11 protein-coding genes and 1 pseudogene are annotated in these 24,964 nt (G+C 49.1%); all 12 read left to right on the top strand.

What is annotated here, in order from left to right; all coding sequences use genetic code 11:
- A pseudogene (locus tag E5329_RS16885) lies at window positions 1-461 on the top strand (hypothetical protein); the annotation flags it as partial.
- Complete coding sequence (locus E5329_RS16880; RefSeq protein ID WP_004083190.1) at window positions 458-1,252, top strand: class B sortase; 795 nt, start codon at window positions 458-460, stop codon at window positions 1,250-1,252. The pseudogene E5329_RS16885 and the gene E5329_RS16880, both read left to right, overlap by 4 nt.
- A gap of 71 nt (window positions 1,253-1,323) precedes the next feature.
- Window positions 1,324-3,909 carry a C40 family peptidase gene (locus E5329_RS16875; RefSeq protein WP_016219892.1) on the top strand — a complete coding sequence of 862 codons (2,586 nt, stop codon included), beginning with the start codon at window positions 1,324-1,326 and terminating at the stop codon, window positions 3,907-3,909.
- A gap of 86 nt (window positions 3,910-3,995) precedes the next feature.
- Window positions 3,996-4,394: a DUF4315 family protein gene (locus E5329_RS16870; protein ID WP_004083182.1), complete on the top strand. Its 399-nt coding sequence runs from the start codon at window positions 3,996-3,998 to the stop codon at window positions 4,392-4,394.
- Window positions 4,394-5,140, top strand: coding sequence for a CD1107 family mobile element protein (locus E5329_RS16865; protein ID WP_135975713.1), 747 nt, complete (start codon window positions 4,394-4,396; stop codon window positions 5,138-5,140). Before E5329_RS16870 ends, E5329_RS16865 begins: the two co-directional genes overlap by 1 nt.
- Window positions 5,140-7,266 carry a DNA topoisomerase III gene (gene topB, locus E5329_RS16860; protein WP_135975714.1) on the top strand — a complete coding sequence of 709 codons (2,127 nt, stop codon included), beginning with the start codon at window positions 5,140-5,142 and terminating at the stop codon, window positions 7,264-7,266. Before E5329_RS16865 ends, topB begins: the two co-directional genes overlap by 1 nt.
- A 97-nt stretch (window positions 7,267-7,363) precedes the next feature.
- A complete protein-coding gene (locus E5329_RS16855; protein ID WP_330571579.1) occupies window positions 7,364-15,598 on the top strand; it encodes an Eco57I restriction-modification methylase domain-containing protein in 8,235 nt (2,744 codons plus the stop codon).
- 582 nt (window positions 15,599-16,180) lie between these two features.
- The gene (gene ltrA, locus E5329_RS16850) at window positions 16,181-17,851 is read left to right on the top strand and encodes a group II intron reverse transcriptase/maturase (protein WP_135975715.1); all 1,671 of its coding nucleotides are present in this window, start codon (window positions 16,181-16,183) and stop codon (window positions 17,849-17,851) included.
- Complete coding sequence (locus E5329_RS16845; RefSeq protein WP_135975716.1) at window positions 17,852-18,919, top strand: helicase; 1,068 nt, start codon at window positions 17,852-17,854, stop codon at window positions 18,917-18,919.
- A gap of 103 nt (window positions 18,920-19,022) precedes the next feature.
- Window positions 19,023-23,798 (top strand): DUF3849 domain-containing protein, encoded by a 4,776-nt coding sequence (locus E5329_RS16840; protein WP_135975717.1) that lies wholly within the window; start codon window positions 19,023-19,025, stop codon window positions 23,796-23,798.
- The gene (locus E5329_RS16835) at window positions 23,795-24,025 is read left to right on the top strand and encodes a transposon-transfer assisting family protein (protein WP_135975718.1); all 231 of its coding nucleotides are present in this window, start codon (window positions 23,795-23,797) and stop codon (window positions 24,023-24,025) included. Before E5329_RS16840 ends, E5329_RS16835 begins: the two co-directional genes overlap by 4 nt.
- Complete coding sequence (locus tag E5329_RS16830; protein WP_135975749.1) at window positions 24,025-24,918, top strand: YodL domain-containing protein; 894 nt, start codon at window positions 24,025-24,027, stop codon at window positions 24,916-24,918. Before E5329_RS16835 ends, E5329_RS16830 begins: the two co-directional genes overlap by 1 nt.
- Window positions 24,919-24,964: the final 46 nt, after the last annotated feature.

Genomic DNA, 24,964 nt, shown 5'->3' with positions numbered 1-24,964 from the left:
GGTTTAGAGCGGGGGAAAATCCGGAGATAACATCAAAGGATTACCTATCGCTATTGCTTTTAAAAGAAGAACAGACGGCGGCTTATTCAGTGGAGATCTGGAAGCGTTTTAGGAAATGGGGCGGCATTCCGACGGGAATAACGCAGAATATTAAAGATTTGCTGTCAAGCCGGGAAATTGAGAACATTTTTGAAAACTCGGACTTTATTTATATGTTGAACCAGGCGGCGGGGGACAGGCAGATACTGGCGAAGCAGCTCAATATTTCCCCACATCAGTTATCTTATGTGACGAACAGTGGAGAAGGTGAAGGACTGATTTTTTACGGGAGTACCATAATCCCTTTTAAAGATAAATTCGATAAGTCGTTACGCCTCTATGCTTTGATGACAACAAAATTGTCGGATTTGGAGGAAAGCCGGGAAAAACGGCCTGCCAGAGATCAGAAAGGCGAAGCATGAAACAATGGATTGCAAGAAAAATATTGCTCTGCTCCCTGCTCCTTCTAAGCATCAGTGGGTATTTTCTCGCAGATATGCTTATGCAGGAGAGGAAGGATGATGCATTGCAAGAGCAGTTGAAAGAAATTTATGAAAAGTCTGGCAATGGGGAGACGGAAGGGTTATCAGAGGAAGAAACAAATGATGGAGGTAGGGATACCGGGGGAGATTCTTCTCCGGTTCATCCGGGCCTGCTTGCGCTGCACAGGGAAAATCCAGATTGTATCGGATGGATTCAGATAGAGGGTACAGTGATTGATTATCCGGTTATGTACCGTCCATCGGAAGAAAACTATTATCTCCATCGGGATTTTAATGGGGAGTATTCTGCAAACGGCTGTCTGTTTCTTTCCGAGCTGTGCAATCCAGCTACAAGTGATAACTTGATTATCTACGGACACCATATGAACAGCGGGAAGATGTTTGCGGCACTGGAACAGTACAAGGACAGCGCATTTTATCTGGAACATCCATTGATTTCCTATGACACATTGCATGGCAGTGAAACGTATCAGGTTTTCGCCGTATTCTGTACGCCGGTATATACAGGAAATGATTTTCCCTATTATACATTTACAAAGGCGGAGGATGCGGCAGATTATCGGGAATATATCAAAGAAGTTAAGGAACGTGCGTTGTACGATACAGGAATTTCAGCAGTTTTCGGGGATAAGCTGTTGACGTTATCCACCTGTGAGTATTCCCAGAGGAACGGAAGGGTTGTGGTAATGGCGAAAAAAATCAGCCAGTAAGAAACAGATTGGTAGATCCTGATACTTTGCGACACCGTGTCGCAAACTTGGATGGTGAAAGGAACAGCGATATGCGGGAACAAGAGTTTAAAGCAAGAGATAAGACAGTCAATAAAATGAGCCGTGACGGTTTGGTTGAGGAAAATCTGCAGAAGAAAGATTCTGTCCGGATAAGCCAGAGGGAATTGGATAATCTGACACTGCCGGGGCAGGCGGCAGATTCTGTCAATTTCCAAAGGGAAAAAGCGTATTCTATTGGACGGGGGCAGAAGGACAGCATTTCTTCCAGTGCGGAAAATCCCTCAAAGGCAAGCAGGCAGCAAAGGCAGTCCGCAAAAAAGCGGCGGCTGTATGAAGCACATACAAAGAATCCTTTGTCTGAGCAGGCAGGCGATCCGTTATCCGGATTGCCCGTGCAGCCGGAAAACCATACATATTTCGCACAGGAGCCGGACGGCAACGGAGATACAGAACCGGAAATCCCGGAGACAGAATCAGCCAGGGGATTATCGGGACATTCCTCACGCATGGAGAGTATCCGGGGGCATCCGTCCAGCGGAAGGAACTATGTGGAAGCTGTGGCAGAGACAAGCCACAGCCGGAAGAAAAAGCAGGTGCAGGCGCAGTTCCGTAAAGGGGATGGACAGCAGGCAGGCGGCGAAGCAGGCAGTAAGGATTCTCGGAAAAATGATGCCCATTACAGGGAGACGCCGGAAGATGCAGGGAAAACCTTAGAGTCTGTCCGTGAAAATATTAAGAAAAAGCAGAAGCGGGAGCGGCTGCATAATGAGCAGAAAAAGCAGGAATCCAGGATTTCCTTCGGTGACGATGAAAGTGTTATGGTGCATGGTGCAGGTATGGGGATCGGTAGAAAAGCTGCGTCTGCGGCGTCACATTCCATGTCAGCCTATGCACACGGGAAGGTGCATGAAGCGGAGCAGGATAATTCTGCGGCAGAGGGGGCACACCGGGCAGAGGTCATGGCGGAACATTCTTTGCGGAATGCCATGCGTACCTCCCGCCGGATGGTGCAGCGGAAGCTCTCCCGTTGGAGGGAATCCCCGGAAGGGGAAGGGGTGAAAATCCGCCTGCAGTTTGAAGCTTCACAGGAAACGGCAGAATCGGCGGGGAAGCAGTTGGCAGAAACGGGGCAGGCAGAGAAAACAATCCGAAAAAAATTCTGGCAGAAACAGCGGATTAAAAAATCCTACCAGGCGGCAAAGAGGGGTGAGAAAACAACAGCGGAGGCGGCAAAAGCCACACAATCCGTATTTGACAAAATAAAAAGTAAGGCGGCGTCCGTCTTAAAAAATAATAAAGGGATATTTGGGGCAGCGGCAGTCTTAGGGCTGCTTTTTTTGATGCTTTCTGCAGGCTTGTCAAGCTGCAGCGCTATGATTGAGGGAACATCTTCCAGTATTATTGGCTCTACCTATCCAAGCACGGATGAAGATATTTATGAGACGGAAAATGCGTATGCGGCATTGGAAGCTGGCTTAAACAGACAGATTAACAACATGGAATCCACACATCCGGGATATGACGAATACTGGTATCAGGTAGACGAAATTTCCCACAATCCCTACCATCTGATCTCCTATTTCACTGCGAAATACGGGGAGTTTACTTATGAACAGGTAAAAGACGAGGTGGAAGATATTTTCCGGGAACAGTACAGCCTGTATGTGGACGAAGTCAACGATACGGTGACGGAGACAAAAACCGTGCGTGTCGGGGAATCCCTGGGACAGGTGGTGACGAGTGGGTATTGTAACTGTTCCATCTGCTGCGGTGTATGGTCAGGAGGGCCGACGGCCAGCGGCGTATATCCAACGGCAAACCATACGATAGCGGTGGATGCCGCCAGTCCCTTTGTGCCGATGGGTACGAAGGTCGTGATGAACGGCGTGGAGTATGTGGTGGAGGACACAGGGGCGTTTGCCCGGTATGGGGTGCAGTTTGATGTTTATTATGACAGCCATTCCGCTGCGTCCGCACATGGGCATCAGACCTGGGAAGCGTTTATTGCGGACGATAACGGCAATCAGGAAGTGGAAGTGACCACGACGGAAGTAATCAACCGCCTGGAAGTGACGCTTATGAACCACAATCTGGATGCCGTCCTGCGGAGCCGTATGGATGAAAATGAGGAAAAGCGGTATAACCTTTACAACGGGACTTACGGCAACCGGGATTACTTATTTGACGTGGGGAGCCTGCCCGGTGGCGGCGGTGCGGATGGATATGGGTATGAAATCCCGTCCGAGGCATTGTCGGATGAAAAGTTTGCAAGGATGATCCATGAGGCGGAAAAATATTTAGGCCGTCCTTATGTTTGGGGCGGAGCTTCGCCAAGTACCGGGTTTGACTGTTCCGGGTTTGTCAGTTGGGTCATCAATAACTGCGGGAATGGATGGAACGTAGGGAGGCAGACGGCAGAAGGATTGCGAGGGTGCTGTGCCCATGTACCATCTTCACAGGCAAAGCCGGGTGATCTGATATTTTTCCAGAACACCTACCCGACATCTGGAGCAAGCCATGTGGGGATTTATGTTGGCAACAACATGATGATCCACTGCGGCGACCCAATCCAATATACAAACATAAGTTCTGCATACTGGCAGCAACATCTACTCGGATTTGGAAGGCTGCCTTAAAAATACAGTTTTGGAGAGACAATAAAGTTTGATAAAAACGCATGAACAATGACAATTATATTTGATAAAGAAAATGGGGTGGCGATATGAACAAAAAGCTGCGGCGTGTCCTGGACGAAATCCAGAAAACGGAAAAGAAGATTGCCGCATGGCAGGAGCATTTGGGAGAGCTGAACGTCCAGAGGGAAATGCTGGAGGATGCGGAGATATTAAAGAGCGTCCATTCCATGCGGCTTGGAAGCTGGGAACTGCTGTCTGTCCTGGAGGGCATACAGCAGGGGACGGTGGTATTTTCCGAGAAGCCGGGAACAGATATGGATTCTGGCAGCGAAGAAAGCATGGAATCGGAGAAACTGGCCGGATCAGCAGAAAGCATGACGGAAACAACGGAGAATGCGGCAGAAACAACAGAAAACATAGCAGGGGAGTTATCTGCAGGACAGGGACTGCCGGAGGATGCGGCAACGGAGGGAGGATTTATATAATGAAAGATAAGATTAAAAAATATCTGATGGTAATTACGATGGTCGTGGGGATGATGTTCTCTGCGGCCATGCCTGCATTTGCCTATACGGACAGTGCAGGGCAGACGGAAGCCGACACCGCAAATGTTGGGACAGCGACAGGAAATAGCAGTGTGGAAAACGAAGATCCGGAGGATGCGCCGATTGCAGAGGAACCGTCAGACACAGAAGAACCAGAAGAGGGAGAATCACAGGGCAGGGTGCAGGGGGCGCCGTTTTCTGTGCCTGGGAACGGGCAGTTGGTGGACGATATGGCAGACGATGAAAGCAAGCAGTTTTTAACTGTGCAGACTAAGAACGGCAATACCTTTTTCATGGTGTTAGACCGCTCCAACAATACGGAGAATGTCTATATGCTGTCCATGATTGATGAAAATGACCTGGCAGAATTTATTGGGGAAACAAAGGAAGACCCAAAGCAGGAGCAGCCTTCCGTAATCATCCCGGAAACAGAAAAGCCGTCTGTACCGGAAGAACCAGAAACGGAGACAGAGCCGGAAGAAAAGAAAGGCGGCACGAATACGGGCGCCCTGCTTGCGGTGATTGTGCTTCTGGCTGGCGGCATCGGCGGATATTATTATTTTAAAGTGGTGAAACCAAGGCAGGAAGAGGATGGAGAAGACAATGAGGATTTGGAATTTTACGGCGGTGCATATGTCAATGAGGAGCAGGACGATTCTGAGGAAGAAGAGGAGGAGGATGAATAATGTTTTTGGTCATTGCCGAAAAACCGAGCGTATCACAGAGCCTGGCCAGGATTCTTTCCGTTACGGAACGGGAGGACGGCTATCTGTCAGGGGAAGACTGTATTGTAAGCTGGTGCCTGGGGCATCTGGCCGAATATGCTTCCCCTGATTATTATGATTCCAGATATGGGAAATGGGAGTTTACAGACCTCCCCATTGTGCCAGGGAAATGGGAGTTAGACGTTGCAAAAGATAAGAAAAAACAGTTTGCGGTCTTAAAAAAACTGTTGAACCGGAATGACCTGGATTACGTTGTCAATGCCTGTGACGCAGGCCGGGAAGGGGAACTGATTTTCAAGCGTGTCTATGACCTGTCGGGCAGCAAAATCCCGGTCAGGCGGCTGTGGATCAGCTCTATGGAGGACAGCGCAATTCAGGAAGGATTTGCCAATCTGAAAGATGGGGAGGAATACAAGAACCTTTGCGAAGCCTCCATATGCAGGGCAAAAGCGGACTGGCTGATCGGAATGAACGCAACCAGGGCATTTACCACAAAATATTATAAGCGATTGACGGTGGGGCGTGTCCAGACACCCACGCTGGCAATGCTGGTGGAGCGGCAGGATGCCATTGACGGGTTTGTGAAGGAAGCCTATTACAAGGTGGCGGTTGAGGGGGATGGGATTCGTGTCATATCAGAATCTATTAAGGATGAAGCGGAAAGCATTGCCCTGGCTGAAAAATGCAATGGGAAATCCGCAGTTATCCGCAAAGTGGAGAAAATCCAGAAGAAGAACCAGCCGCCGAAACTCTATGATCTTACCACGCTGCAGAGGGAGGCAAACCGTTTCTTTGGATATACGGCGCAGGAAACATTAAGGGAGCTGCAGGAACTGTATGAAGCAAAGTTAGTCACCTATCCCCGGACAGACAGCCAGTACATTACAGCAGATATGGAGCAGACAGCTTTAGAATTGTTAGAGCTGTTACCTGAGTTACTGCCTTTCCTACAGGGAGAATCTATCGGGGAGAATATAGGGCGCATTATCAATAATGACAAAGTTTCCGACCACCATGCACTGTTACTGACAAAAGAGGCGCTGGGGCAGGATTTTGAAGAATTATCAGAACGGCAGCGGAATATCTTCCGTCTGATCGGGCAGCGTCTGGCACAGGCAGTATCCGAAGAATGCATTTATGAGGAAACAACAGTCACAGCATTGTGTGAGGGGCATGAATTCTCCGCAAAAGGGAAGGCAACAGTCCAGCCAGGGTTTAAAGGCATTGAAGAAGCCTTCCGTAATGCTGTGCAAAAAGGAAAGCCAGCGGATAAAGGCAAAACAGATGACACATTCTCCATTCCGGGAGGATTGCGGGAAGGGATGGAGATTGCAGAAGTCCGGGCAGAGAAGAGCAGGCATTTCACATCAGCTCCGAAGCCGTACAGCGAGGACACACTGCTTTTAGCGATGGAACGGGCCGGGAATCAGGATTTTGATGAAGATACAGAGAAAAAGGGACTTGGCACGCCTGCAACCAGGGCATCCATTCTGGAAAAGCTGGTTTCCTCCGGCTATGCAAAGCGGAACGGGAAGCAGATCCTCCCGACTGCAGACGGGAAGGAACTGATTGCGGTGCTGCCGGATTATCTAAAGTCTGCAGCTATGACTGCGGAATGGGAAAATAAACTGCTCCTGATGGAGAATGGGCAGATGGACAGCCGGGAGTTTTTGCGGGAGATTACAGATTTGATTGATACGATGATTGCAGGCTGCAGCGCCATATCCGGGGAAGAACAGGGTCGTTTCCATCAGAGGGAAAGTGTTGGAATCTGTCCGGTATGCGGGAATCCTGTGTATGAGGGAAAGAAGAACTTTTACTGCAGTAACCGGGAATGTGCTTTCTCCTTGTGGAAGGAGAACCGCTATCTATCCGGTATGAAAAAACTGGTGGATAAGAAGATGGCGGCAGAGCTGCTGGAGAAGGGGCGTACCCATGTGAAGGATCTCTATTCACAGAAAACAGGGAGAACCTTTGCGGCAGACCTGTTGATGACGGCAGAGGATGGACGTGCGAATTTCAGCCTGGAATTTCCGAAGAAAAAGGGAAGCGGGAAATCCGGCAAAGGCAGTGTAAAACAGAAATAAAAAGCAGAATAAGGGTACATGCCGCTTTTGTGTCTGGAAAAGTATTGTTGGATAAAAAACTTTCAGGCACAGGGGCGGTATTTTATGGAGGGTTTATATGGCAATGTTAAATGAAATCCGTGGGCTTGCGGAGTATGAGGCAAAGGCTGTCACCAGTTCCCCACGGGACTGGATGGGATATCTGGACACGGCGGCGAAGCTGTACCGTTATTCCTTCCCAGATACGCTTTTGATCCATGCACAGCGCCCGGATGCGACGGCCTGTGCGTCGCTGGAGCTGTGGAATGGGAAGATGAACCGGTGGGTGAACCGTGGGGCAAAGGGGATTGCACTGATTGACGATACCGGGCCGACACGGAGGCTGCGGTATGTATTCGATATTTCCGACACGCATATGGTGCGTGGCGGCAGGACGCCAAACCTGTGGAAGATTGAGGATGCACAGAAAAAGGATATCCTTGACCATCTGGCGGACGCTTATGGACTGTCAGAGACAGACAGCGCAGACCTGCCGTCTGCCTTATCCGAAATTTCCCACCAGTTGACGGAAGAAAACTTAGAGGAAGTGATGGACGGCCTTCTGTATGAAACAGAGGGGACATTTTTAGAGGGGCTGGACGAGGACACGATCCGTGTGGAGTTCCGGCGGCTTTTGATGAACAGCGCTTTTTATACGCTGGCTGTCCGCTGCGGCCTTGACCCGATGGAGTATCTGGAGGAAGAAGATTTTTCGGCAATCACCGATTACAATGCGCTGCCTGTGCTTACCTTCCTGGGAAATGCCACAAGCCAGCTTGTGGAGCCTGTCCTTGTGGATATTGGACGGACGGTGCGGAGGATTCTGATAGAAGAATATCAGAAAACGGTTGCAAAAGAGAATGGAATCGGCTATAATGAATTTAGCACTTTAAAGCGTGAAAGCGAAAACAAAAAAGGAGGAAATGAGCATGGAACTGACTTACCACCGCAAAGGGGATTACCTGTTCCCGAACCTGACGATAGAGGAACCGAAAGTGGCCATCGGGAAGTACGGGATGCTGCGCCGGACATACCTGAAAGAGAACCGGAAAGGATGGTACCAGAGCATGATGCTGTCGGGGAAACTGGACAGGCACTTACTGGAGATCGAGAGATCGGCGACGGAGAGGATGGAAACACTGATGAAAGGATTATTGGAGAAATACCCGGCTCCAGACAAGGAGAAAGACCAGATGGCGTGGGCAGCGCATATGAATGGACTGACGGCAATGGCGGAAGAGAGCATCTTGAAGGAATTGGTATACAGTTAAATGAGGAAACAACAGAACAGGATTTGAGCGAAGCAGAGGAGAAACAAGCCTCTGCTTTATCTTTGCCCGATTTTCCGACTGTGGAACAGCAGAAGAGGGAGATTGAGGGACGGATGCAGGCGCTCTATGCCGGGGAGGTTGCGATTTCTCCAGAGGTGATAGATGAAGTCCTGCGCAGCGGCGGCAACCGGAATGGGAGCCAGCTCCGGATCATCTATAATTTTATGATAGACCAGATGCCGGAGGAATATACGGAATTTGTCCAGAGGGAGTATGGCAAAGGCGGCATCGGGCTTATCATAGACGGCAAGGAATATTCTGTCTGGTATGATGAGCTGGGGATGCAGATTGCCGTAGGACATACGGTGACAGACCGGATTCTGGATAAGGTATTTTTATCCTGGGAAGATGTGTGCGGACGTATCCACCAGCTTTTAAAACAGGGGGAGTATGCGCCGCAGGTGGTATTGGATGCCGCAAGGGATAACGCTTTGAAGGAACACGCCAACGCACTTGCCTATATGTATCAGGATATGGCAGAGGGTGTTGCGGAGCTTGTATTTGAAGATGTGGAGGTATTCTATGGCGGATTCCCTGATAAAGTGGAACGGCTGTCGGAGCTGATCGCACAGCCGGAATATCTCTATGACCTGATAGAACGACTGGAAGGCCTTGCGGAGGCGTATGAAGAAGATCATGGGGTCATGCGATTCCAATTATATAATCCTACACGGATTCTTGCACAGTTCCAGAAGTTTGCAAAGGAGGCTGTACCTTACCAGGCAAGAGAAGGGTTTGCATGGGAAGAACACCCGGTTTTCATCACAGAGGATGAGATTGACGCTTTTCTGCAGGGAGGGGGCGCATATTCGGACGGGCGGCTTTCCACTTACGCATTTTTTATACAGGATAAGACTGATAAGGAAAAAACGGATTTTATTAAGGAAAGCTATGGGATAGGCGGACGGAGCCATGCGCTGTCCGGCGCTGACAATTCCCATGCGGATTACAGCGGGAAGGGGTTGAAGCTGGCGAGAGGCTCTTATAGTGAGCCGGATGTGGAAATCTTATTGAGATGGCCGAAAGTGGCAAAACGGGTAGCGGCTTTGATTGAAAACGGCAATTACCTGAAACCGTCCGATTATTCCCGTATGCCTGTTTATGAACGGGAAAGGATGGCGGGGCGTGTTGTCAATTTCTATCACCATCTTCCAGACCATATGATACGTCCCTGGGCGGGAAATCCGGATATGTTTACCCACCGGGACGATGTGGTGAGTCTTCTGAACAATCCAGAAGGGCAGGAAGGCTTATTGCGGCATATGGATGAAGCAATAGCGGAATTGCCATTAGATTTTGAAGATTATGAGAAAAAGGTACAAATCCTTACTGATCTTCACGGATATGTGGAAGGGACATATACGATTTTCCCGGAAAGGAAAAGAGAAGAAGTACAGATTGAAAATGGAGGACAGTTATCCCTCTTTGATTTCATGGCCCCAGAAAAGACGCCAGGAAAGCAGGAAGAAACAAAAGAACCGCAAAAAAACGAAGAATCAGAAATTAAAAGTGCGGAACCGATAGAAGATAGCAGCGGCTCCGGCGAAACCGGGAAGTACACTTACGCAGTAGGGAACTTTATATATCTGGATACGGATAAGTTACACCGTATTACAGAAATTAAGAATCAGCACATATCGGTAAAGGATATGGAACATCCAGACCATCAAGAAAGTATAATCTTTCTTGATTCGTATGATGGGAGATTAGATGTCTGCCCGGAACTGAACCGGCATCTGCTGATTGGCGGAAATGCATTAGGGAGGGACAGCCGGGCTATTTACAAAGAATGTCTGTATACTGCCCTTGCCGCCATTAAAAGCAGCGCAGCCTATGATGTCATCCGTTCCAGGGACGTAGATGAAGATATGGCGTATGATATTGTCCAGGAAGAATTGGACAATTTAATGGTGCGCAACAGGGAAAACGCCCCCGTTATGGCAGAAGCCTATGGGAACTGGGATAACTTCCGGGACTGGATGGCGGAAGATATTTTCCAGAGGACGTACCAGGATTACCTTGTGGACAGCCGGGACGCCATTGCCTTGCATGAAAATGACCCGGATGCGCCGGAGTGGGCAAAAGGCATGGCGGTGGATGCAGAGTTACAGGAGATTGCGGCATTTCCAGAAGGAGCAAAGGAAAATATGCGGGAAGCGGAAACGGCGGCAGAAGCAGAAACCGCAGATTCCGCAAAATCCGCAGAACCGGATCTTATGCAAAGAGAACCCGGCATATTTGAGTATGGGGGATTCCATTTTGAAGCTGTTGGGAAACTGCAGGAAAACTTCAACGCACAGGACATTATCCTGAATACCAGATCGCATAACGAACTTGGCATATCTGATTATGAAGATGGGCAGCATCCGTATTCGCACAGCAGCTTTTATGAAGCAAGCACAGACAAAACCGCAGATGTTTTCCGGTGCGTGGAAACGGGGAAGAACTATCTCCCAGGGGAGCATGAGCTGTTTGAGTATGTGGGGGAATTTATCCCTTTTATACAGCAGGAGACGCAGGAAGAAGAAGCGGAGCTGCCTCAGACGGGCGCAGCGGCTCCTAATCTGGAAGAATTGCAGGAGGAACCGGACACTGAGGAATACGGTCTGATTGAAAACAGGCTGTTCCTTGCAATGGAGGAAGCGGACGTATATCTGGATGATTTTTCACCGGAGCAGGTGGATGTTATCTATGAAGCTGCTGAAAAAGGTTTGAACCTTGTGCCTATGCTGAACCCGGAGTTCCCTCCGGAGCAGATGCAGCTGATTGCTGACGTGATGGAGCGGATGGTAGCCAATGAACAGGCTGCATTTGGGAATGAGATCAATCCATTGACAAGCCACGTGATGAATCCGGAGGAAATCAACCATATCCGCAAAGACCGCAGGCTCCCCTTAGAGCCTGTTGCCGCAGATGGGATAGAGGGAGCTGGAGGGATCGGAAACGGCAGTACCCGGCAGGCTTCCGGGCAGTCCAGAAGGGATAACGGGACAGGAGAACCGTCACCGGGGCTGGAACGCCGGGAGAAGATAAATTTTCATATCACCGACGATGACCTGGGCGCAGGAGGCCCAAAGCAGAAGTTCCGTGCCAACATGGACGCAATCCTTATCCTGAAAGCATTGGAGTATGAAAACCGCCTTGCCACGCCGGAGGAACAGGAAACCTTATCACATTTCGTCGGGTGGGGCGGCATCCCGGCGGCGTTTGACGATAAGAATGAAGCGTGGGCGGCAGAATATGCGGAACTGAAAGCGGCGCTGACGCCGGAGGAATACCGGGAGGCAAGGGCATCTACCTTAAATGCGTTCTATACTTCCCCTACGGTAATTAAAGCGATGTATGAAGCCCTGGGAAACATGGGGTTACAGCGGGGGAATGTGCTGGAGCCGTCCTGCGGAATCGGAAATTTTATGGGATTAGTGCCGGAGCCTATGGACGGGCTGAATATGTACGGCGTGGAGCTTGACAGCATTTCCGGGAAGATAGCGAAACAGCTTTACCAGAAAAATAATATCTCCGTGCAGGGGTTTGAAACCGCTGCATACCCGGACAGCTTCTTTGACTGCGTAATCGGCAATGTGCCGTTCGGCGCTTATAAGGTGGCAGACCGCAGGTATGACCGCCATAACTTTATGATACATGATTATTTCATCGCAAAATCCTTAGACCTGGTGCGTCCAGGCGGTGTGGTGGCGGTGGTGACGTCAAGCGGCACGATGGATAAGCAAAGCGCATCCGTGCGCCAGTACATCGCCAACCGTGCAGACCTGATTGGGGCGATCCGTCTCCCCAATAATGCGTTCCAAAGAAATGCCGGGACGGGCGTTGTTGCGGATATTCTGTTTTTTCAGAAGCGTGACCGGGCGTCTTTGGAGCAGCCGGATTGGGTGGAACTTGGCACAACGCCAGAAGGCCATACGGTCAATTCCTATTTTGCAAACCACCCTGAGATGGTGCTTGGGGAGTTTACCACGGAAAGTACACAGTATGGCAAGCAGGAAACCACGGTGAAGCCGATAGAGGGAGCAGTCCTTTCGGAGCAGCTGAAAGAAGCGGTGAAGCACATCCAGGGGACGATTACGGAAATGGAGCTGGAAGATTCAGAACTAGAGGAAACGGCATCATCCATCCCGGCAGACCCTTCCATCAAGAATTTCAGTTTTGCAAATGTGGATGGGAAAGTGTATTACCGGGAAAATTCCGTTATGAATTTGATGGAGCTTCCCGCTTTAACAACAGAGCGTGTGCTGGGGATGATTGAACTGCGGAATTTGACGCAGACACTTCTGCAGTGCCAGATGGAGGACGGCAGCGATGCGGAAGTTGCCGTGCTGCAGAAGGAATTGAACACGCAGTATGACCGTTTTACCGCACAGTATGGACTGATCAGCAGCAATGCCAACCGGAGGGCATTTTCCCAGGACAGCAGCTATTGCCTGTTATCGTCGTTGGAATTGGTGGACGAGGAAGGGAAGCTGAAACGGAAGGCGGATATTTTTACGAAACGTACCATCCGAAAGGCTGTGCCGGTGACAAGCGTGGATACCGCCAGTGAAGCCCTGGCCGTTTCCATCGGGGAGCGGGCAAAGGTGGACGTGCCGTTTATGGCAGAGTTATCCGGCAGGGCAGAATCCGAAGTTACGGAGGAACTGGCGGGGGTGATCTTTAAAAATCCTTTGACAGACCAGTGGGAATCTTCGGATGAGTATTTATCCGGCAATGTCCGGGAGAAACTTACGGTCGCAAAACAATTTGCAGAAAATAATCCGGAATACGGGATCAATGTGCAGGCATTGGAGCGTGTGCAGCCGAAAGACCTGGAGGCATCGGAGATTGAGGTGCGTCTTGGGGCAACCTGGGTAGACCCGGCTTATATCACAGAGTTCATGGGGGAGCTGTTCCATACGCCGGGCCATTTATTGGGGAACCAGATTGACGTGAAGTATGCGAAAGTCAACGGCCAGTGGAACATTTCCGGGAAAGGTGCGGATTCCCGTGGAAATTCCCTTGTCACAGCCACTTACGGGACACCAAGGGCAAGCGGCTACCGTCTGTTAGAAGATGCGCTGAATCTCAAAGACACAAAAATCTTTGATACGGTTGTGGAGGACGGCAAGGAAAAGCGTGTCCTGAACAAAAAAGAAACCATGATCGCACAACAAAAGCAGGAGATGATAAAGGAAGCCTTCAAGGAGTGGATCTTCCGGGACATTGACCGCAGGGAGGATTTGTGCAGGAAATATAACGATTTATTTAACAGCATCCGTCCCCGTGAATATGATGGGAGCCATATCCAGTTTGCAGGCATGACGCCAGAAATTACCCTGATGCCACACCAGAAAAATGCGGTGGCGCATATATTATATGGAAACAACACGCTGCTTGCGCATTGTGTGGGGGCCGGCAAGACCTTCCAGATGATTGCGGCCGGGATGGAGAGCCGGAGGCTTGGGCTGGCACAGAAGAACCTCTATGTCGTGCCGAACCATCTGACCGAACAGTGGGGCAGCGATTTCCTGCGCCTGTATCCATGCGCAAATGTCTTAGTCGCAACGAAGAAGGATTTTGAGCCTGCCAACCGGAAGAAGTTCTGCTCCCGTATCGCAACCGGGGATTATGACGCCATCATTATCGGGCACAGCCAGTTTGAGCGCATTCCCCTTTCCAGGGAACGGCAGATTGCAGCCATAGAGCGGCAGATGAACGACATCACGTCAGCCATTGAAGAGCTTGCGGCGGAAGATGGCACACGCTACACCATTAAACAGATGGAAAAGACGAGGAAAACACTGGAAACAAGGCTTGCAAAGCTGAATGACCAGAGCCGGAAGGATGATGTTGTGACGTTCGAGCAGTTAGGCGTGGATCGGCTGTTCGTAGATGAGAGCCACAACTATAAAAATATGTTTTTATACACAAAGATGCGCAATGTTGCCGGGATTTCCCAGACGGACGCACAGAAAAGCTCCGATATGTTCATGAAGTGCCAGTACCTGGACGAGATTACCGGAGGGAAGGGCGTCACTTTTGCAACCGGGACTCCCGTATCGAATAGCATGGTAGAGCTATATACGATCATGCGCTATCTGCAGTATGACACCATACAGAGGATGGGTCTGGGGCATTTTGATTCCTGGGCGGCAGCTTTTGGCGAGACTGTCACAAGTATAGAGTTAAGTCCTGAAGGCACAGGATACCGGGCAAAGACAAGGTTTGCCCGGTTTTTTAATCTCCCAGAACTGATCGCATTATTTAAGGAGAGCGCCGACATCCAGACAGCGGATATGCTTGACCTTCCAGTTCCCGAAGCGGAATATATCAACGAAGTGCTGAAACCGAGCGAGGAACAGCAGGATTTGGTCAGCTCCTTTGCGGAACGGGCAGAGGCTGTCCGTTCCGGGAATGTAGACCCGTCAAGGGATAACATGCTGAAAATCACCAACGACGGGAGGAAATGCGCCCTGGATCAGCGTCTGATTAACGATATGCTGCCGGATGCGGAGGAAAGCAAGGTCAACCGCTGTGTGGATAATGCGTTTGGCATTTGGGAAAAGACTTCTGCAGACAAAGGGACACAATTAATTTTTTGCGACCTGTCTACGCCGAAAAACGACGGCACGTTCAATGTCTATGACGATGTGCGGGAAAAGCTGGTGGCAAAAGGAATCCCCAGAGAGGAAGTGGCGTTTATCCATGAAGCCGGGACGGAAACGAAAAAAGCGGAATTATTTTCAAAGGTGCGCTCCGGGCAGGTGCGTATTCTGCTCGGTTCTACACCGAAGTTAGGCGCAGGGACAAATATCCAAGACAGGCTTGTTGCCCTACACCACCTGGATGCGCCTTGGAAACCGGCCGATTTGGAGCAGCAGGAGGGCCGTATTCTTAGGCAGGGGAACCAGAATGACAAGGTACAGATCTACCGGTACGTTACCGAAAATACATTCGATGCGTACATGTGGGTGCGACACGAAGTCGCTTAATTTAACTGTTTGGCGGTAATACCGACCAAACCATCCATTCCGTTGGATGAAGCCGTTGCCCCCGGCTCTGCCAGTAATGGCACTGTTCGGAAGCGGGTATAAACGTAGCCCTATTTAGAATCCAAACCGTGAGGGGAGGATGAAGCTGCCAGCTACAAGGCGGTTAGGGTGCAGGCTTTTTATTGATAGCATGGTTAATTAACTGAATCACCGTAAGCTTCGTTAAGGCTGAACAAGCCAAAGTAGCTGACAGGCTTGAACCAAAAAGGTGTGCAGTTGGATATTCCTTTCCACATTGGGAATACACGGACATAGAACTGCCGGAGTAGAGGTGGGACCTAAACTATCAGATAATTGTTGATTAAGTGGAACGTGTCAAGCCCGTATTCTCGCCTGCAAAGGCAAGCCGACCGTAAGGAAAGCCGTTGGGAATGCGGGTATAGGATTGCGGAAGAAGCGAATGCCGGCTTTGTAATGAAGCCGGATAGGGGTTCAAGATTTGCCCTGCCCGAAAGGGTGCCCAATTCCGCGTGGTGCTTGATTACGAGAGAATTTATAGAATTTTTGAAAGGAGTAAAGCAAATGAACGGTAAAACGTGTGCGACTTCTGACGTTGCAAAGGCTTGGAACAGGATTGACTGGAACAAAGCCGAAGCATACGTTAAAAAACTGCAAATGCGTATCGTAAAGGCTCATCAGCAGGGCAGGACAGGCAAGGTAAAATCCTTGCAGTGGCTGCTCACACATTCTTTTTACGGACGTGCTTTAGCCGTAAAGAGGGTGACAAGTAATAAAGGCAAGAAAACAGCAGGAGTAGATAAAATATTATGGTCTACCCCAAAATTGAAATACGAAGCGATTCTCAGCTTGAAGCGCAGGGGATATAAGCCCCTGCCACTAAAGAGGGTGTATATACCGAAGAAAAACGGAAAAATGCGCCCATTAAGTATTCCATGCATGAAGGACAGGGCAATGCAGACATTATATAAATTTGCATTGGAGCCGATTGCAGAAATCACCGCCGACCCGAATTCTTACGGATTCCGGGCAAAACGGTGTGTGCAGGACGCCATTGAACAATGTTTCACCTGTCTGAATAAAAGGAAATCCCCAAAGTGGGTGTTAGAAGGAGATATCAAAGGCTGTTTCGATAATATCAGCCATGAATGGATTCTGGATAACATCCCAATGGACAAGGATATCCTGCGTAAATGGCTAAAAAGCGGTTACATTGAAACCGGGCGGTTATTCCCGACAGACTTGGGAAGCCCGCAAGGTTCATCTATCTCACCAACTATCTGTAACATGGTTTTAGATGGCCTGGAAGTAAAATTGAAAGAGAAATACTACAAGAGAACCATCGGGGGGAAGCCATATTCACCAAAAGTAAATTTTATTCGCTATGCTGATGATTTTATTGTTACAGGCGAAAGCAAGGAATTGTTGGAGAATGGTGTGCTTCCAATCATCCGGGATTTTCTATCAGAGAGAGGATTAGAATTGTCAGAAGAAAAGACAGTCATTACCCATATCGAAGATGGATTTGATTTTCTCGGAAGCAACATAAGGTGGTACAAAGACAAACTTCTTACAAAACCATCTAAAAAGAATTATAAAGCCATAATAAGCAAGATAAGGGAGATAATCAAGAAAAATCCGTCTATGAAGCAGGAGGATTTGATACGCAAGCTGAACCCGGTCATTCGTGGCTGGGTGAATTTCCAGAAATATAATGTTTCCTCACAGGCATTTGAACGGTTTGATTTTGATGTCTGGAGATGCCTGTGGCAATGGTGTAAGCGCAGGCATCCGAAAAAGAGCCATAAATGGATTGCAAAGAAATATTTCAGACAGGTTGGCAAGAGAAGTTGGACATTCAGCGTTAAAACGTTAGATTCGTTCGAACTGCATTTGATTTATGCTACGGACACCAATATCATACGGTGGCTGAAAACAAAATCGGAAGCGACACCATTTGATGAAAAGTTTACAGAATATTTCGAGGATAGGGATACAGAGAGGATGTTTCGGGAAATCAACGGGAGAAAGAAGCTGAATGCTCTTTATAAAGCGCAGAAGGGAATATGCCCTCACTGTGGAGAAGTAATCACGGTAGAGAGGGGCTTCAGAATCCATTCAGAGATAGGGGCGGACTTCAAAGAAAAGAAAATGTTGTTACATGCCGAATGCCATAGGGCATTATATTACTTGAAAAACACTGATGAACCGGCTCTGGTGACACAGGGCTTATAAGTGCTTGAGCCGTGTGAGGGGAAACTTTCATGCACGGTTCTTAGGGGGGAAGGCGGTAGTAATACCGCTGACCTACCCGACCAGATTTTGGAGAACAAGCAGAAGTTCATCAGCCAGATCATGACCAGTAAATCCCCGGTACGAGCCTGTGAGGACGTGGACGATACGGCGTTAAGTTATGCAGAGATCAAAGCCCTGGCTACGGGCAATCCCTACATCAAAGAGAAGATGGATCTCGACATCCAGGTGAGCAAGCTGAAACTTTTGAAGGCAAACCATACCAGCCAAAAGTACCGCCTGGAAACGGAGATCGCAAGGAATTACCCAGTGAAGATCACAGCGCTGAAAGAGCGGATTGCAGGCTTAAAAGCAGATGCGGAGGCAGTGAAGCCACTTTTGGAGAAAGATAAGGAAAAAGATGATTTTTCTATGGTCATCGGCGGGAAAGCGTACACAGACCGGAAAGAAGCAGGAACGGCGCTGATTGCCGCCTGCGCCGGATTGAAAGCAGTGAAAACAGCCGGTCAGATTGGGGAGTTCCACGGCTTTACCCTTTCCGCTAATTTTGACAGCTTTAATCAGACCTACCAGCTTACCATCAAACGGCAGTGCAGCTACCAGATTGAAGTGGGGAAAGACCCGTTAGGGAACCTGCAGCGTATCAGCAATGCACTTTCCGGGATTGAGAAAAAACTGACGGAATCGGAAGTGAAACTGGAAACCGTGCAACAGCAGCTTGCCACGGCAAGGGAGGAAGTGGAGAAGCCGTTTGCAAAGGAGGACGAACTTGCAGAGAAGATTGAACGGCTGTCAGAATTAAATGCTTTGCTTAACATGGACGACAAAGGGCCGTCAGAGGCGCTTGGCATGGAGGAAGATGTACAGGAAGTGGCAGACCGTCCGAGGAAAGCTGTCAGCTATGCAGGCCGGGTGTCGGATGCTTCCCGGATTGCAGATGGGGCAAGAAAGCCTTCCGTGCTTGGAAAGTTGAAAGAGGCAAAAGACAGGCTTGCCGGAAACCATAAGGGCAGTCAGAAATTAGCAAAGAAAAAAGAACAGGAATTATAAGCAGGAGGCCATACTGTCAGCAGATGATGGGATGGCGTTTTCTATTTATATCTTATCTGCCGGGATTCCACATAGGTGTCCCGGCAGGGAATGGAGGAAATTTATGGCCGGAAAACGGGAAGAACAGTTAAAGGAGATTACGGAACGGCTGGAACAGGGCGTGAAGGATTTATTTACTTCGGAAAAATACACGGAATACCTGAAAACGATGTCGCAGTTCCATAATTACAGCTTTAACAACACGCTTTTGATAGCGATGCAAAAGCCGGAGTCAACCTTGGTGGCAGGCTACGGCACATGGAGCAAAAAATTTCACCGTCAGGTGAAGCGTGGGGAGAAGGGGATCAAGATTATTGCCCCTGTGCCGATCAGGGAAAAAGAAGAAGTGGAGAAATTTGACCCGGAGACAAACGAGCCAGTGCTGCGCCCGGACGGACAGCCGGAAACGGAGGAAGTGGAGCATATCATCCCACGGTTCCGTGTATCTACGGTATTTGACATTTCGCAAACGCAAGGTGATCCGCTCCCGGAGCTGGATGCGCCGGAACTGATGGGGAGTGTGGAGAACTTTGACATTTTCATGGAGGCGATCCGGATGGTGTCCCCGGCCCCTATGCGCTATGCAAAGATTGAAGGGGATACTAAAGGGTATTACAGCAATGTGAATAAAGAAATCGTAATCCGGGATGGCATGAGCGAGAAGCAGACCATGAAAACAGCCATCCATGAAGTGACACATGCCATGTGCCATGACCGGGACGTGATGGAGGAACTTGGGGAGAAGAAAAACAAGATGACCATAGAAACGGAGGCCGAGAGCGTGGCTTTTACGGTCTGTAGTTTCTTCGGTTTAGATGATGTGTCAGACTACTCCTTTCCGTATCTGGCGGGATGGGCCAGCAGCATGGAGATGAAAGAGCTGCGCAGCTCTATGGATTTTATCCGGAAAACGGCAGGCTCTTTCATTGACAGCATGGTAGAGAATATCCAGAAGCTGCAGAAAGAAAAAGAGGCTGAGAGGGAGCTGGGGGAGGATGATCTGGTATTCCAGGTTGCCCTTTCCGGTGAGGACGCAAAGCGCTTTTACCTTGTAGACAATGTAGGCAGGGTGGATTTTCTAAGGCTGTTACAGACATTTGCAGAGCAAAAGGGAGAAAACGGAAGCCCGGAACAGTTCTTAAAAGAGCATGGCGTGCATCTGGATTTATGGAAGGATTCTGAAAATCCGGAAAGGAATGAAAATATGCCGGATTTCTATGATGTCCTGTATATAGATGCAGGGCATATCATAGATGCGTCAAAATCTCCCACACTGATACAAGTGGAGCTTATCATCAGCCGTGCGGAGTATGGGCGTGAGGCATTGGGAAGGGAGGGACATAACCTGGCTGTCCGCTATGCTTATAAACTGGATGATCTGAGGGAAACAAAAAGGTTGGTCGGGGAAATGATAGAAGCGGCAGAAAATCCGGGAAGCCGGGACATCGGGCGGATTATGGAGGAGGCACAGGCGGAGATTGACTTCCTGCCGGATAACCAGATCGGTCTTTTGCAGATGCATGACTTTGGCTATCGGAATGATTCGGTACTGCCGCTTACGGTAGAACGGGCGGCTGCCTTACACAATGCCGGGCTTCCTATATATAGTCTGCATGAAGATGGGAGTTCCACATTAATGAATACGGAACAGGACATTTTAGAGACTGGCGGGATATTCGGCGTTGACGCCAGGGCATGGGAAAGCCACCTGGTGATGGAATCTGTGCATAAGGAGAAGGAAGAAAGGGAAATGGACGAGGAATATCAGGAAGTAGAAGTATTTGAAGTACCGGCTTTGTTTTCTAACGGACGGATAGCGGAGGGGGACGTGCCGAAGGGATTTTACCGCTATGACCTGCGGGGGTCTGGCGATGATCCCGGAGATCCGGCCGTGCTGGAGAATCACGTAGTCGTGAACCATGCAGGAACCGTCCTTGCCATACAGCCAATCCCAATCCCGGAAAGGGGATTTTTAAATTTGGGAGAGGAGCTGAATTTTGTGGGAGGGATGTCTACGCCGGGGCAATTCCGGCAATCCCTCACAGGCTTAGATGTTTCTGTATTGGAAGGACAGATGCACGATGCGGTGATCCGTTCCAATGAAGAACTGCTCTATACGGATACCAATGACTGGTATGGCATTTTTCAGATTGATGAAAAGGGGAAAGGCAGGGAATACCTGTTTTTCAATATGGATTTTATAAAGAAAAGCGGGATGGAAGTGGAGGGAGGCGATTATGCGCTGCTCTATGGCGGAAGGCTGGGGCAACAGGACGACCTGGACACTATTTATGAGAAATTCAATCTCAATCATCCCAAAGGATATACAGGGCATTCCCTTTCGGTGAGTGATATTGTGGTCCTGAACCGTGGAGGGCATGTGTCGGCGCACTTTGTAGACAGCTTTGGATTTACGGAACTGCCGGATTTTGTAAGCCAGAGGGAACAGAGGATAAGGAAAGAGGCAGCGCAGTATTTTGAGGAAGAAGCCTACCCGCCGCTTTATACGCATACGCTTCCCTATGCAATGGAGCATGGCCGGGCGGATGATTACCTGGAATCAAGAAAACGGAACCTGGACTGCAAAAATGCCATTGAGGACGCGATCCGGAAGAACTTTGACGGGCTGCATCTGGCGTATGACGCCGCTAAGGAGATCATTGAAGAATACGGTGCGGAACGTGTGGTATTCATCCTTGCGAATACCGTACAACATTTGGAATATGACGGGCGGTTTTCTATTGGGAATAAGGCATGGGCAAAGGGATATGGGATACCGGAAAACATAAACCGGGGGATGGACATGAACGCTGACTATGTGGTAAACAGCCACCCGGCGGTACTGGACGGGTTTATCGGGCTGGCAAGGGATGCGATAAGGGAACAGGAATTAGTGATGGAAGAAAACGTGCAGATTAATGAGGAAACGAAAGGGTTTATTGCAACCGGGCATTTCGGCACATGGCATACGGTAGAAGCAAAGGAGATCAGCGGCGAGCTGTTTTACCGGATGGAGCATGAGGAATATGGGGATTCCGTTGCCTCTATTATCGTCAATCAGAATGGGGAGCTGGTGGCAGAGGACTTGGAGCATGGATTTGACCAGGGGGCAATGGAAGCCATTGGCGAGTATTTTTCGGAAAAAGGAATAGAGATGAAGCCGGAACCGCCATTCATTGCACAATACTATGTCATACAGAATGCCGAGGGCGGCAAAGCGGAAAGGGCATATCAGTATTTTTCAGATATGGATACGGCAGTTACTGCTTATCATGAGATTCCAAACCATGTGGACAAGCGGCTTGGCATGGAGAGCAGCGAGCAGCCGCCCTCCAGGATGTCCCTGATTGAGTGCAGGAATGGAATCGAAACACTCACAGACATAGAAAAATATTCCCTGAGTGGAAAATGGGTGCGTGAGGAAACGATGTCGGCATTACAGAAAGCAAAAGAATATCTCGACAATTATGATGCTGAAATTGCATACCAGACAGGAAAAGGCTATTTTTCCATCCAGACGGTTTCAGACGGCTATGATTATACGATTTATGGCAAAGATTTCCGGGAGATTGACGGAGGCGTGTATGATAACCCAGATATATCCATCGGTGAAGCGATGGAAGCAATCCTTTCTGATGAAGGAATCTCCATGACGGCATGTAAGGTTATGGATTATGAGGAATTGCAGGAGAAGGCAGAAGCAGTCGCACAGGAAGATCTGCAGAAGGCACAGGCGAAAGAAACGGAGAAGGGGAAGCTGCCGCTGGTTTCTGATATGACAGAGCCGGAGCCTGCATTAAACAGTCAGAGCCGGGCAGGGACTGAGGAAACCGTACTCTGTTATGCCCAGGCGCAGATTGATGAAATGGGGCTGTCGGAGGAAGTGGAGCTGCTTGGTGCAAGGGTATATGGGAGCCGAACCAGAGAAGGGCTGTACCATGAAGGCTCGGATATAGATGTTGTGGTGTCTTACAGCGGCAATCTGAAGGAGGATGCTTTTTTCAGTGCGCTCCATGAGGATGGATTAAAGATAGCAGGAATCCCGGTTGACATCAATCCAATCTCTACGGAAAAGACGGGGACATTGGAGGAATATCTGGAAAATGCGGAGAAATATCTGGATGAAAAGCAAGGCTATATGGAGATTCCTGAAAGTAATGGGCGGGCAGACCGGAAACAGTCTATAACATTTTATGTGGCAGAGTGTTCAGAATTTCATATATTGGGGGAATTTCATGAGCGTCTGGAGACATTGCAGGAAGCAATGGAATTATATGAAAAAATCCCTGCGGACAGGCTAAATGGCATAAAAAGTATTGGTATTCAATTAGAAGATGACAGCATTTATGATGGTACGACTTATGACCTTATGGTAGCGGGTGAAATTCAGACAGAGTTTATCAATGAAATTCCTCATTACAGAGAAAGCCCGCTGGTGCAGAAAGCGATTGCGGATATGGAAGCAATGCTTTTGGAACAAAGGACGGGGCAGGAAGTATCAGCTCCGGAAGAGAAAGCAGCGCTTCCGCAACAGACAATGCCAGAGGTAAAGGAAGGAAAAGCTGTTCAGATGGAAGAAAACAGGAATCCAGCCACAGAGGTACGGAAATCTGTTGGAGATACAGAGGTATCGGAAAAGCAGCCTGCAGAACTGAAAAAAGCGGCTGAAAATGCCCCCAGAACAGACAGAGCCATATCCGGCGGCAGCAAGAAGCAGTCTGTCTTAAATGCCCTCCGGGAACGGCAGGCAAGAATGAAAGCGCAGGAGAAGGAAAAACCGGGACAGGAAAAACAGGGGCAGAAGGCACAGGCAAAGAAGAAAGGAGAACCGGAATTATGATGGTGAGGTTTGAGGAAAATGAATATTTCCTGATGGCAATGTTCCAGAAGGAAAGCAGGCAGGCAACCATAGAGGAAATATATAATGTGATCCCCTACATAGGCAGGGATGAAGAAATGCTTGCACTTATTAACAGCACACTGGAAAAGCTGTGGTTCCTTACGGATGAAGCATTTTTAAACATGGATTTGGAACCGTACAAAGAGGAACCGGTGGAGGACGAATGATGGATGTGAACCAATTTGCTGTTTACCAGCTTAAAAATATCCCGGAAAACAGGCAGATACGGTTCCGGCCTTACCGTGCGCTGCAGGAGAAGGGAATCCAGATACAGTATGAGGATTATGAGCAGGTGTATTTGGCACGGATGCAGCCGGAGGACGAGCCAGGAGAAATTCGCAAGCGTTTCAATGAGAAGCTGCCAAGGACATTCCACGGGCATTCGATCAGCGTCAGCGATGTGCTTGTGCTGAATAAGGGCGGTGTCGTGACTTCTTACTATGTTGAAAAAGATGGGTTTACTGTCATAGCTGGGTTTATCCGGATAAGTTCGTCCGGCACACTTGTGTCTCTTGATACAACAGATTTCCACATCAAGGGGAAGGAGGGGAAATGGCTTGCCTTTGACAGTATTATCATAGAAGGCAGGCAGTTCTTTCTGATGGAGCATGAAACTTATGGGAAGGAAGTGGCATGGGTTGTGCTGGATGAAGAAGGGAAGCTGGTTGTAGACCATGCATATCATGGATTTGACCAGTCGGTGCAGCAGCAGATCAAGGATTACCTTAATCCGCCACAGCTTACCGCAGAGCCGCAAAATCAGGAAATATCCGGTGGGCATATCCAGATGCAGTCCAGCAATGCTATGGATAAGCCGCCTCTTGAAAACTGGCAGAAATATATGGAGAATGGGGAGTATCTTCGAAGTTCCGAGATAGATGAAGAACAGAATTACAACATGATCGACGGCAGGCGGAATAATATGTCCCCAAAAGGGAAAAATGGCAGGGTATCCGTCCTGGCAAAGCTGCGCCGCAAACAGGCAGAGATTGCAAAGCGGAGTGTAAAACCGGCACAGCAGATGGAAATGGCAGAGGATATGGAGCGCAGACGGAAGTAAGAAAAGGAGAAGTGTCTGGCGAATGCTGCCGGATGCTTCTCCCTTT

It is taken from the genome of Petralouisia muris (assembly GCF_004793545.1).
GTDB classification, from domain to species: domain Bacteria; phylum Bacillota; class Clostridia; order Lachnospirales; family Lachnospiraceae; genus Petralouisia; species Petralouisia muris.
This window is presented reverse-complemented; position numbering and strand designations above follow the sequence as displayed.